We start from the raw sequence: 11,793 nt of genomic DNA on the forward strand, positions 1-11,793 counted from the left end.
ACACAACAACTCCCCATCCACACATGTTTGTTTTTGGTGGGGTTTTTTTTTTTTTACCCCCCCCCCCCGCGTGGGCGGGGTCCCCCCCCCCCGCCGCCCCCCCCCCCCCCCCCCGTCGTGCGTGTCGGCGGGTGTGAATTCGTCATGGTCAGGCCCCATAAGAACCCACATCCGGTCCGGTACTTGAGCACTGTTTCAAGCCGGGACTCGAGTGAGACGCTCCGATACCTACAGAAAGACTGGAGGGTTCGAATGGAGATTCGTGTCCTGGGGTCGTTCGAGGCGGAGCTGAACGGTGTCTCGATGCTCCCGACCGCCAGCAAGCCGCGGCAGATCCTCGCGCTGCTGGCTCTTTACAGCAATCAGGTCCTGCCGGTCTCCGCGCTCATGGAGGAGATCTGGACAGCGGAGCCACCGCGCAGTGCGCTCACCACCCTGCAGACCTACATCCTGCAGCTCAGGCGCTGCATGGAGACCGCGCTCGCGGGTTCGTCCCCCGGCGGTTCGAAGGACATGCTGCTCACCCGGCACGGCGGCTATCTGCTCCAGGCCGAGCCGGGCAGCATCGATCTGCACCAGTACGACCTGCTGATGGCGGAGGGTCAGCAGGCCGCGGAGCGGCGCGACGACCTGGTGGCGTCCCGGAAGTTCGGCCAGGCGCTCGCCCTGTGGCGGGGGCCCGCACTGGTGGACGTACGCACCGGTCCTCTTCTCTCCATCGAGATGATGCGGCTGGAGGAGAGCCGCCTGGGCCTCCTTGAGCGGCGGATCGACGTCGAGCTCCGTCTGGGCCGGCACACCGAGCTGCTGACCGAGCTGACCGCGCTCACCGCACGACAGCCCCTGAACGAAGGGCTGCACGCCCAGTCGATGGTGGCCTTCTACCGCGCCGGACGTCCGTCCTCCGCCCTTGACGTCTACCAGACCCTGCGCACCAATCTGGTCTCGGAGTTGGGCATCGAACCGTCGGACCGGCTCAAGCGGCTGCAGAGCGCGGTGCTCTCGGGGGACCCCAGCCTGCAGACGGACGGCGACACCGGCCGGGTGCTCGACCTGTTCGCAGGGTAGGCCGCAGCACGGGGGACGAGCGCAAGGAGGCCGGGCGGAGAGGTCGCCCGGAAACCTGGAAGGAGGAGGGGTGCGTGTCCTGTTCGTAGCAGGCCGTTCGCCGTCCGGTCTGCTGCACATGCTGCCGCTGGCCCGAGCGCTGGTGCGCGGCGGGCATCGGGTCCGCGTGTGGTGCCGGGCGCAGAGCTGTGACGCGGTGGCCCGTGCGGGACTTGTCCCCGTACTGGGAGACCCCACCGCGACGGCCACGCTCTGGCGGCCCGACCTCCTGGTCGGCGAACCGACAGGCCTCGGCGGCATGGACGCCGGGGCCATGTCCGGCGTTCCGGTGGTCTGCTACCTCCCCTACCGGCCCGCCCATCCGCCGGCCCGGACGGCCCCCGCCCCCGACGTGTGGGTGGACCCCTGTCCGCCCGCGCTGCGCGCCGACGGCGTGCCGGGCGCCTGGTCCGTGTGCTGCGAGGCGTACGAACCCGCAGGCGACGACCCGCTCTGGCCGGCCGCCCGGTCCTCCCGCCCCCGCGTCCTGATCGTCGGCGGCAGCCCGGAACCCGGCGGCTACGGCGGGCGTCAGTCGGACCTCTTCCACCGGTCGGTGGAGGGGGCAAGCGCCCTCGATCTGGACGTCCTGATCCGCTACGGCCACGACCAGCCCTGGTCCCGGCTGCTGCCGGGCTGCGCGGCCGTCGTGCACCAGGGAGACGCGGGCGCGGTGTACGCGGCGGCCCTGCACGGAGTCCCGCAGCTGGCCCTCAACTCGGGCTACCCCGAGGAGCGTCGGTCCGGTGCGCTCCTTGAAGCGGCGGGCGTCGGCCGCTGCCTGTACGCCGCCGAGCCGGACCGGCAGACCAGCGGTCTGCGGCTGCGCTTCCACATCGCGGAACTGGTGCACGGCGGCCGCGCATTGCCGGCGGCGTCCCGCCTCAGCCGGGAGATTTCTCAACTGGCCCGCGCGCAGAGTCTGGTGCCGCGGCTCGAAGCGTTGGCGGGCGCTGGCCGCGGCTGACGGGGGCGCCACCGAGCCGCGCGCTCGTCTGCGGCTTTGTCGTGGCTGGTCGCGCCCACGCGGCGGAGCCGCACATGTCACAGCCCCGCGCCCCTTCGGGGCGCGGGCATGACCTGGCAGGCATGTCGACGCCCGCTCCGTCACGGGCAGGGCATGTCGACGTCGCTCCGTCAGCCGCGTGCTGCCCGCCGCGTGTCTGCTGAGTCGTGAGATCTCCGAACTCGCCCGCGCGCAGCGCCTAAGCGCTCCGCGGGAAGTGGCGCGAGGGTGCCGTCGCTCGTCTGCGACTGTGTTGTGGCTGGTCGCTCCCCCAAGTTCTCGGCTTCGCTCGAACAGGGGGGACCCCCTTCGCGGCGGAGCCGCACATGTCACAGCCCCGCGCCCCTTCGGGGCGCGGCGTATGACCTGGCGGACATGTCGACGCCCGCTCCGTCGGGGGAAGGCCGGAGCGGGCGTCGGTCTTGGGGGTCGGTGGTCAGCCGGTGTACTGCACTGCTTTGGTCACGGCCACCTGGTCCAGTGGGGCGTCCTCCGGCTGGGTCACCAGTTCCCGCAGTGTTCCGGAGACGGCCTCTGCCAGCGCGGCGGCGTCGTCCCCGCCGAGCACGGACGTGGCGTACGAGAGGGCGAGCAGTGGATCGTCTCCCCAGCGCGCCACGGTCAGTTCGGCATCGGCCGACGCGCCGCCGAAGTGTCCCGAACTCAACCGGACCCCGAGCCCGGCGACGCCCGTCAGGGCGGGCAGCAGATCCTCCTGCGAGGAGAAGCCGATCTGCACCAGGGGCGTGCGGCTGCGGTCGGGTGTCACGCCCAGGCCCCGCGAGAGCGACTTCAGCGGTACGTCGGCGAACTCGATCCCCTCGCTGAACGCGCAGGCGATGCCCCGCAGGAAGTAGTCGACCGTGCCCTGGAGTTCACAGCGCACGGGCACGGTGGGAGTGCAGGGAGCCACCGTGCGCATCAGGCCGCTCGTCGGGCGCCGGGGGATCCGGGTGCCGATCAGGACCCGGTCGGTTCCCGCGAGGCGGCCGACGGTCAGGGCCCACGCGCCGAGCAGCACCGCGGTGCGGCTGACGCCCGCCCGGCGTACGACGAGGTCGCAGCGTTCGCGGACCTCCGGCGGCACGGGGAACAGGAGTTGGTCGCCCACGAAGTCGAAGGTCGCGGGCCTGCCGTCGGTCCCCGGCAGCTCGACCGTGGTCGGGAAGTCCGCGAGCTGGGCGATGCGGCGGGACGTCAGGGAGTGCACGACGCCGGACGCGGCCAGTTCGCCGGCGCGTTCCAGCGCGGCGTCCGGGCTCGGCGCGGGGCTCTGCGGGACCGGCTTCCCGGCCGCCGCCCGTTCGTAGTCCTCGAACAGCTCCCGCCAGATCAGACCGACCGACCAGGTGTCCGCGACCGCCAGATGGTGCACGAAGGTCAGGACGTGGTGCTCGTCGGAGTACCGGGTGAGCGTGAACACGGCGGGCGGCCGGTCCGCGTGGCCGCCGGGCAGTCCTGCGGTCGCACGCATCGCGGCGTGCACGGACTCGACCGCGTCGTGGCCCGGCGCGGGGACGTCCTCGTCCCGCACCACCAACTGCGCCTCGCCGTGCACCGGAACGCGGCGCACCGGCCCCTTGGGGGACCACGAGAAGACCGTGCGCAGCCCCTCGTGCCGGGCGACGAGCGCCCGCAGCGCGGTGCGCAGCGCCGACCGGTCGAGCGGCCCCGTCAGCTCCGCGCTGGACATCTGGTGCACGGTCCCGCTGCCCGTGAACTCCTCGGTGGCGAGGAGCGCGCCCTGCTCGGGCAGCGGCTCGCGCACGGAGCGTCCGGGACCGCCGCGCCGGGCGGGCGCGGGCGCCGGCACCGCCAGGGAGAGCACTTCCTCCAGGGGTGCGGGCCCGAGCAGCCCCGCCAGGTCCACCAGCATGCCGAACTGGTCGTCGGCCGTCGCGAGCAGCCGCACCGCCTCGGGCAGACCGCCGCCCAGCGAGATGAACGGCGCGCCCTTGGCCGCGGTCCTAATCGCATGGCGGTCGTCGGCGAGCACGTCCGCCGCGAGGTCGAGTAGTTCCTCCGTGGGAGTCCGCCGCTGCATCTGTGAGGCCCTCTCTATGGGCGATGACTTCTGCATCGTGCCGAAAGGGACTCGAATGATGCTCGAACACGGCTTGCCCGGAGGGCGGTGCGGCGCTACTCAGAGGGGGAGGATGCCGGGGAAGGCGCCGTGGCCGGCGTGCGGGGATGTGAGGGCGAGCCAGCCGTGGCCCCGGGTTTTGGTGCCTGAGCCGACCATGTCCGGGTCGACGGAGAGGTGGCCGCAGGCGGTGCGCGCGCCGGCGGTTCCCGCGTTGGGCGGGGCATCGTCGTACTCCGGGTCGGAGTCGGAGTCGTCGACCGCGAGGGTCTCCCAGGGGAGCGGGTCGCCCTCCCATTCGGGGTCGCTCTCGGCCGCGTACTGTCGGATCACGCAGCCCTCCTCGGCGACGAACCACACGTCGGAGCCGCCCGCGTCGTCGACGAAGAAGAGCTGTGCCTGGGCGCAGTGCAGGCTGACGCGCTCGACGGTCTCGACCATGTCGTCCCAGCCGTCTCCGATGAGGAGGTCGTAGGGGCCGAAGACGAGGCGCCAGCCGTCCAGTTCCGGGGTGACGAAGACGCGGCCCACGGTCTGGACGGCGCCGTCACCGCCGGGGACGGGCACTTGGATCTCCTGGCCCGCCGCCTCGACGCCCGTTGTGCTCGTGATGGGTCGCCGGTGGTGCAGGTCCAGGGCGTCGAAGAGCCCTTCGTAGGAGGCCCCCGGCACGGCCAGCCACCAGCCGGAGAGCTGGGGCGAGGGTGCGCTCGGCGTCTCGCCCGCCATCTTCACCCGGATCAGGCGCTCGATCGCCGCACGGTCACGGGCGTCGAGCCCGTCGGCGCCGCCGCCCGCGACGAGCGCGGCCAGCGCGCCCCGCCGGGTCCGCGGCGATGCGGCCGGGTCCCGGCGCAGCGCGCGCAGCCGGGTGCGGTACGCCTCGTGCGTCAGGAGGGCGTAGTCGTCGGCCTTGTACGGGGCGGGTCGGCGGCCCGCGTAGCACTCCACCAGGGCGCGCAGCCCGGCATGGGAGTCCGTCCGCAGCCGGACGAGCCCCGCGAACCCGTCGCCCGACGCGCCGCGGGCGGAATCGGTGGCCAGCTCCGCGTACCGGTCGGCGCACCGCTCGTCGAACGACCCGAGCAGCCGGCCCGCCGCCCAGTCCTTCACGTCGCCGCGCCGCCAGGCCGCGAGCACGGCGTCGAAGGCGGGCGGCCCGATCAGGGCCAGGATCCGTATGACGGGCTGGAGCGCGGCAGTCGACTTGGCGTCGGCGACGCCGGCCAGCAGCGCGGGCACCACGTCGTCGGCCCGCTCCGTGAGGAGCGCGAGGACGGCCTCGGCCCGGGCCCGCTCGTCACCGTCGGCGCCGGTCGAATCCCCGAGGTCATGGAGACCACCAAGGGCACGGAGACCGCCGAAGGCACCCGGATCGCCGAGGTCCTCCCGCGCGTCCACGGTGCCCAAGGCGCCGCGGCCGCGCAGCGTACGGAGGTCGTCGAGAAGGGATTCGATCTTCATGCCGCGCACGGTATCCGGCCCCACCGACACGGCAGCGGCCCACCCCGGCCGGACCGTCGCGCGACGGTCCGATCCACCGCCCGCTGACCTCAACTCAAGGCTCCCGGAGCGGTGTTCACCGACCGGTGGCACTCAGGGGTCCCAGTAGGGGCCGGCTACGGCGCTCAGGTCACGTCCTCGGCGCGGCCGGCGGCGGAGCCGTCCAGGTCAGCCCGGGGGATGAGCCCGGTGCCGAGCCCGGTGCCGCCCACGGGTCCTCGCCGTGGATGTCGAGCACCTGGTCGCGCAGCCACAGGTCGAAGGGATCCTCCGAGGATGCCCAGCGCTTGGCGGTGCGGTCCGCGTCGGCCGTCTCGAACGTGACGATGACGTGGTCCCGGTCGGGGCGCGGGTCAAGGCGCAGCGTCTCGTGGGTGATGCCGAGCCGGCGCCGCGATGCCTCGTACTCCCGCAGCCGCGGCCCCTGGAGCTCCGCCGTCAGCCGGTGCCAGGCCCACGGCTTGCCGTTCCTGATCGGTACGGTGCGCACGACCGGCTCCGCGCCCTGCCGCTGACGCGCCTTCTTGCGGGCGCCGGGCATCTTCATGCCCAGTTCGGCGAGCATGTTGGAGGCCACTCCGTGCGCCCAGCGCTCGGCGATCAGACCGTCCTGGAAGCGCCAGATCACGATGCCCCGTGACTCGATGGCGCGGCCGGTCGCCTCCAGGCCGAGCAGCGTCCCCAGATGCGTGCCGCGCCAGGTGTTGTGGATGACGACGAAGTCGCCCTCGGCGCTCATGTCCTCGATGGTGACCTTGAGGTCGGGGAAGGCCTCGCGGAGTCCGGCGATGGTGTACTTCACGCCGATCCGGCCCTCGGGAGCGCCGGGCATCGGCTCGTGGTCGATCATGTCCTCGCGGTAGACCTCGTCCACGACGGAGAAGTCGCCCCGGTTGACGAACTCCTCGAAGACCCGCCGGATGACGGCCCTGTTGTGGGCGACGGACGGGAGGGTCTCCGGCTCTGCGGACGGTTGTGCGGGCGCGGTCAGTTGGGTGGGCACGATGGTCCCGCTCCTCTCGTGGTGCTCCGGTGTCGTTCTGGGGTTCTGGTGCTCTTCGGACGTTCCGTTCTGCTGAATCCGGTCAGGCGCTGACCGACGCGGCCCACCGGGTCCCGTACGCGACGTGGTCCCGTTCGGCCGCGCGGAAGGCCTGCGGCCAGGCGTACCGAAGGAGCCGGTCGCGGGCCCAGACGCCCATCCGGTTCTCCATGGCGCCCATGCGTCCGATGCGCCGGGCGAGCTTCTGCATCGGCGCCGTACGCTCCTGCCGCTCGCTCTCGTACGCCCGCAGCGCGGCCTGGAGTTCACCGGCGGAGGCGGAGTCCACCGCGGCGAGCCGCTGTGCGAGGACGAGGGCGTCCTCGATGGCCTGGCAGGCGCCCTGCCCGATGTTGAAGCTGATGGCGTGCGCGGCGTCGCCGAGCAGCGTGACCCGGCCGCGGCCCCACACGGGGTCGGGGCTGCGGTCCACCACGTCGCTGCGGATCACCGATGCGGGGTCGGTGGCGGCGAGCACCTCGTCGACGGGGCCCGTCCAGCCGCGGTGCCGGTCGCGGAGCATGGCGAGCGTCTGCTCGGGGGTGCCCTGATCGCGGCCGCCCGCGGGCCCGTTGGCGACGCTCATCCAGTGCACGACGCCGGGGGCGATGTCGTAGTACGTGAAGCGGGTGCCGGGACCGAACAGCGCCCGGAAGGTGCCAGGAGCGACGACGGCGGGGTCGACGCGGCCGTGGCCGCGCCAGGCGATGTAGCCGGTGTAGTCGGGCGGTTGGGGGCCGAGCAGTCCGCGCCGGACGGCGGAGTGCACGCCGTCGGCGCCGATCAGCAGATCGCCGGTCTCCTCGGTCCCGTCGGTGAACCTGACGGTGACCCCGGCCTCGTGCTCGGTGTAGCCGCTGACCTCGGCGCCGGTCCTGACGGGGGTGTCGAGGCTGTCGCGCAGGACGGCGTGCAGATCGGACCGTCCGATGGCCACGGTGGGCTGGCCGTAGCGGGTGGTGAACTGACCGACGGGCCAGTCGCCGATCAGCCGCCCGCTGGAGGTGGCGAAGTGGCAGGTCTCCTGGGCCGGTGCGATCTCGCGCACCCGGTCGGCGAGGCCCATGTGGTCGAGGGCGAGCATGCCGTTGGTCCACAGGTGCAGTCCGGCGCCGCCGTCCCGCAGTTGGGGCGCCCGCTCGAAGACCAGCGATTCGATGCCCTGCTGCTGCAGGGCCACGGCGGCGGCGATGCCGCCGATGCCGCCGCCGGCGATGAGGACCCGGCGTATATGGGGTGAGGACACGTTCCGCTCCTAGAGGTCCGAGATCCGAAGTCCGAAGTCCGGTGGGGTTGTCAGCCGTTGAGCTGTGCCATGGCGGGCGCCGGGTAGCGTTCGCCGGCCGTGATGCCGTACGGGGCGATGGCGTCGATCCGCTTCAGGGCGTCGTCGGACAGCCGGATGGACGCCGCGGCGACGTTCTCCTGGAGGTTCTTCACGCGCCGGGTGCCGGGGATGGGGACGATGTCCCGGCCCTGGTGGAGCACCCAGGCAAGGGCGAGGCGGGTGACCGAGACCTGCTCGTCGGCCGCCACCTCGGCGAGCTTGTCCACCACGGTCAGATTCGCGCGCAGGTTGTCCTCCTCGAACCGCGGGGCGATCCGCCGGAAGTCGGGCCCGGAGGGCAGGTCGCCGGCGCTGCGGATCGCGCCGGTCAGGAAGCCGCGGCCGAGCGGGCTGTAGGAGACGAAGCCGATGCCGAGCTCCCGGCAGGTGGCGAGGACGCCGTTGACCTCGACGTCGCGGGTGAAGAGCGAGTACTCGGTCTGGACGGCGGTCAGCGGGTGGACCGCGTGCGCCCGGCGGATGGTCTCGGCGGAGGCCTCGGAGATCCCCAAGTGGCGTACCTTGCCCGCCTCGACCAGCTCGCCGAGTGCCCCGAAGCTCTCCTCGACCGGCACTTCGGGGTCGACCCGGTGCAGGTAGTAGAGGTCGAGCCGGTCGGTGCGCAGCCGGCTGAGGCTGGCGTCGACCGCCTTGCGGATGTACTCCGGGCGGCCGTTGAGCCTGCCGGTCAACTGGCCGAGTACGTCGATCTCGTTGCCGACCTTGGAGGAGAGCACCACCTCGTCGCGGCGTCCCTCCAGGGCGCGGCCGAGCAGCTCCTCGTTGGTGTGCGGGCCGTACATGTCCGCGGTGTCGAGGAGGTTCACGCCAAGGTCGAGCGCCCGGTGGACGGTCCTGACCGCCTCCGCCTCGTCCGACGTGCCGTATCCGAAGGTCATGCCCATGCAGCCGAGGCCTTGGGCGGGGACCCGCAGGCCGGCCTTGCCGAGTGTCCGCTGTTCCATTGCTGCGCCTCCAGAGCGTCTGGTGTGTAGTTGATTCTAGCACTGATAACAAATCTTTCGACGCTATATATGCTAACGTCGATCGCATGACTCCCAGAGAGCGTCGACTGCGTGAACAGGCGGAACGCCGGCGGCTGATCCTGACCACGGCCCGGGAACTCGCCGAGGCCGAGGGGTGGGACGCGGTGACCACCCGGCGTCTCGCCGATCACATCGAGTACAGCCAGCCGGTCCTCTACCAGCACTTCAAGAACAAGGACGCGATCGTTCACGCGGTGGCCCTCGACGGCTTCGGTGAACTCGCCGCCGGACTGCGCGAGGCCCGTCTCGCGGGCGAGGGCCCCGAGGAGGCCCTGCGCCGCGCGGCCCGCGCCTATCTGGACTTCGCGGCCGCCAACCCGATGCTCTACCAGGCGATGTTCACGCTCTCCGTAGGCCTCGAGTTCGCCCAGGAAGAGACTCCGCAGGAGATGATCGACGCCTTCGCGGAGATCATGTCGGCGGTCCGGCCCCTGGTGGGGGACGGGGACGCCGAGCTGCAGACCGAGGTCCTGTGGTGCGCCTGCCACGGCCTTGCCAGCCTCACCTGGGGCGAGCGGCTGCGGCCCGGCCTCGCGGACGAACGCCTCGCCGCCCTGGTGGACAGCTTCGTGGCCAGGAGCGTCCCCCACGTCTGAGACGACGGGGCGCGGGGGACGCTCCCCGGTGACCGCGGGCAACGTCAGGCCGCCCGCGGAGCTTGTGCGTGCCAGGTCACCGAGAGCCCGGTGTAGACGTAGCGGCTCGCCTCGATGCCGAGCAGGAACAGGCGCTGTCCGGGCTGAATCCGGCCCGACACCCAGCCCGCGTCGAGCGAGAGCGGCACGGCCGCGGAACCGGTCGCGCCCACCTCGGTGAGGTTCTCCACGATCCGGCCCTGCAGCGTCTCGTAGTCCGCGGCCGAGAGTCCCGCCTCCTCGAACTCGCTGGAGAAGTACTCCGCGTTGCCCTCCGGCAGGACGAGCGCGTCCACCTCGTCGAGCGACCAGCCGGAGCGCCGCAGCAGGTCGTGGATGGCCGTGACGAAGACCTTCGGGCCGAAGGTCGAGGTGCCGGGCACGTCGATCTTCATCTCCAACAGCCGCTTGCGGCGCTGCTGTTCGGCCTGCGCGACATCCGTACCGCCGCCGATGATCTGCATGCCCGGCTTGCGCAGACCGCCCATGCAGTCGTTGACGAAGGCGAACTCGCCCTGGGCGCCGACCGCTTCACCGGCCGGCTCAGCGCGCAGCAGCACCGCGCCCGCGCCGTCGCCGAACGTGTACAGCGTGAGCCGGTCGCGCATCCGTACGCTCTGCGGGTCCTTGCCCAGGTAGATCGGCGCGAGCAGCGGGGAGATCGACTCGCTGCCGATCACCAGGGCCGTGCGAGCGGTGCCGTCGGCGAGCTGCCTGCGGGCGATGTCCAGGGCCTGCACCGCCCCCGCGCAGCCCGCCCGTACCTCGATGGCCGCGCAGCGTTCGAGCCCCAGGTAGTGCTGCACCGTGGTCGCCACGTTCGGCAGCAGATGCTCCGGGCTCGCCGTCGAGACGACGAGCAGATCGACGTCGCCGGGCTCAAGGCCTGCCCGGTCCAGGGCCTGCCGGGCGGCGCTCTCCGCCATCCGGCTCGTGGTGGTCAGATGCTCGCCGGTGGCCGGATCGACCATCCAGTGCCGGGTCTTGACCTGGATGCCCGCCAGTACGTCGTCGGGCAGCGGCCCGCCCAGCTTCTCCAGGGCGGCGTTGTCCAGCGGATCACCGGGCAGATGTGCCCCGGTGGAGAGGATCTTGACGAGGTGGGTGTCGCTCATCGTGCGGACTCCGAATCCAGGGTCGGGGCGGAAGCGGTCGGGGCGGGAGTGAGGACGAGGGAGGTGTGCGTGCCTCCGAGGGAGGAGCTGTTGATCAGCACGGGCCCGCAGGACGGGGCGTCGCGCCACCCGCTCAGGGCGAGCACCGCCGACAGCTGGGCGCCCGCTCCCACGGGCTCGCCCAGCTGCCGCTTCGGCGTCTCGACCCGGAGCTCCGAGCCCTCCGACACCCGGTCGATGGCCCGGAGTTCGGCCCGGTCGGCCGAGCCGAGTCCCGCGGCGTTGGCCCACACCGCGGACAGCGCGGCGGCGTCGACACCGGCGGACTCCAGCGCGCCGCGCATGGCCCGCTCCACCCCGTCGCCGGACGGGTCCCAGCGGCCGATGCCGAGGCCGTCGGACGTGGTGGCGTGACCGGAGAGGGTCGCGTGGATCCGGGCACCGCGCTCGCGCGCCGACCGGCCCCGCTCCAGGACGAGCGCGAAGCCGCCCTCCGCGAGGGTGTAGCGGCGCCCCGCAGCCGGGCCGAACAGCGGGATGCGGCGGTAGGCGTCCAGCGTGCGCGGCGAGAGCACCTCCACCGCCGGAACCACGATCCGCTCGGCGCGGCCACTGCGCAGCAGGTCGAACGCGACGCCGAGCGCAGCGGCGCCCGCGGCGTGCGCCGAGGTCAGCGTGGAGGTCGGCCCCCTGGTGCCCAGGGCCATCGCCACCTGCCCGGCCGCGCTGTTGTACACCGTGTTGGGGAAGATCCCGGGGTTGGCGACCTTGGGGCCTTCGGTGAGCACCGGGACGGTGAAGTCCTCGTTGCTCGCCACCGGGCCCACGCCGGTGCCGAGGACCACACCCGTCGCGTCGAGCTCCAACTGGCCCCGCACAACCCGCCGCCCGGCAGCCGGCGACGGCCAGCTGCGAGAGCGCTGCGAGAG

Annotated in this window: 10 protein-coding genes; 3 read left to right on the forward strand and 7 right to left on the reverse strand. The window is 72.5% G+C overall.

Features of this window, described 5'->3' with window-relative positions:
• Positions 1–252 precede the first annotated feature (252 nt).
• Together ACFWY6_RS24265 and ACFWY6_RS24270 are read left to right on the forward strand one after the other, a co-directional pair.
• On the forward strand, positions 253–1,068 hold the full coding sequence (locus ACFWY6_RS24265; RefSeq protein ID WP_360765669.1) for an AfsR/SARP family transcriptional regulator: 816 nt from the start codon (positions 253–255) through the stop codon (positions 1,066–1,068).
• Positions 1,069–1,138: 70 nt separating this feature from the next.
• Positions 1,139–2,074: a glycosyltransferase gene (locus ACFWY6_RS24270; protein WP_384694003.1), complete on the forward strand. Its 936-nt coding sequence runs from the start codon at positions 1,139–1,141 to the stop codon at positions 2,072–2,074.
• A 475-nt stretch (positions 2,075–2,549) separates the two neighbouring features.
• Here the strand turns inward: ACFWY6_RS24270 and ACFWY6_RS24275 are convergent, their stop codons facing one another.
• The 5 genes from ACFWY6_RS24275 to ACFWY6_RS24295 form a co-directional block, all read right to left on the reverse strand.
• Positions 2,550–4,157, reverse strand: a complete 1,608-nt coding sequence (locus ACFWY6_RS24275; protein ID WP_384694006.1) for a condensation domain-containing protein — start codon at positions 4,155–4,157, stop codon at positions 2,550–2,552.
• Between the two features lie 99 nt (positions 4,158–4,256).
• A complete protein-coding gene (locus ACFWY6_RS24280) occupies positions 4,257–5,660 on the reverse strand; it encodes a hypothetical protein (RefSeq protein ID WP_384694009.1) in 1,404 nt (467 codons plus the stop codon).
• 169 nt (positions 5,661–5,829) lie between these two features.
• Positions 5,830–6,702, reverse strand: a complete 873-nt coding sequence (locus tag ACFWY6_RS24285; protein WP_384694012.1) for an ester cyclase — start codon at positions 6,700–6,702, stop codon at positions 5,830–5,832.
• An 82-nt stretch (positions 6,703–6,784) separates the two neighbouring features.
• Positions 6,785–7,987, reverse strand: a complete 1,203-nt coding sequence (locus tag ACFWY6_RS24290) for an FAD-dependent oxidoreductase (protein ID WP_384694015.1) — start codon at positions 7,985–7,987, stop codon at positions 6,785–6,787.
• A gap of 50 nt (positions 7,988–8,037) precedes the next feature.
• On the reverse strand, positions 8,038–9,033 hold the full coding sequence (locus ACFWY6_RS24295) for an aldo/keto reductase (RefSeq protein WP_384694017.1): 996 nt from the start codon (positions 9,031–9,033) through the stop codon (positions 8,038–8,040).
• Between the two features lie 86 nt (positions 9,034–9,119).
• Here ACFWY6_RS24295 and ACFWY6_RS24300 point away from each other — a divergent pair, with 86 nt between their 5' ends.
• On the forward strand, positions 9,120–9,710 hold the full coding sequence (locus ACFWY6_RS24300; protein ID WP_384694020.1) for a TetR/AcrR family transcriptional regulator: 591 nt from the start codon (positions 9,120–9,122) through the stop codon (positions 9,708–9,710).
• A 44-nt stretch (positions 9,711–9,754) separates the two neighbouring features.
• Here the strand turns inward: ACFWY6_RS24300 and ACFWY6_RS24305 are convergent, their stop codons facing one another.
• Together ACFWY6_RS24305 and ACFWY6_RS24310 are read right to left on the reverse strand one after the other, a co-directional pair.
• Positions 9,755–10,864 carry a 3-oxoacyl-ACP synthase III family protein gene (locus ACFWY6_RS24305; protein WP_384694022.1) on the reverse strand — a complete coding sequence of 370 codons (1,110 nt, stop codon included), beginning with the start codon at positions 10,862–10,864 and terminating at the stop codon, positions 9,755–9,757.
• Positions 10,861–11,793: beta-ketoacyl synthase N-terminal-like domain-containing protein (locus ACFWY6_RS24310; protein ID WP_384694025.1), on the reverse strand; the 933-nt coding region annotated here is incomplete at its 5' end. The genes ACFWY6_RS24305 and ACFWY6_RS24310, both read right to left, overlap by 4 nt.

This window comes from Streptomyces sp. NPDC059037 (assembly GCF_042740015.1).
Classification (GTDB): domain Bacteria; phylum Actinomycetota; class Actinomycetes; order Streptomycetales; family Streptomycetaceae; genus Streptomyces.

Coding starts and splice junctions, on each gene's coding strand:
- ACFWY6_RS24265 (WP_360765669.1), top strand. CDS start 253: ATGGAGATTCGTGTCCTGGGGTCGTTCGAGGCGGAGCTGAACGGTGTC.
- ACFWY6_RS24275 (WP_384694006.1), bottom strand. CDS start 4,157: ATGCAGCGGCGGACTCCCACGGAGGAACTACTCGACCTCGCGGCGGAC.
- ACFWY6_RS24280 (WP_384694009.1), bottom strand. CDS start 5,660: ATGAAGATCGAATCCCTTCTCGACGACCTCCGTACGCTGCGCGGCCGC.
- ACFWY6_RS24295 (WP_384694017.1), bottom strand. CDS start 9,033: ATGGAACAGCGGACACTCGGCAAGGCCGGCCTGCGGGTCCCCGCCCAA.
- ACFWY6_RS24300 (WP_384694020.1), top strand. CDS start 9,120: ATGACTCCCAGAGAGCGTCGACTGCGTGAACAGGCGGAACGCCGGCGG.
- ACFWY6_RS24305 (WP_384694022.1), bottom strand. CDS start 10,864: ATGAGCGACACCCACCTCGTCAAGATCCTCTCCACCGGGGCACATCTG.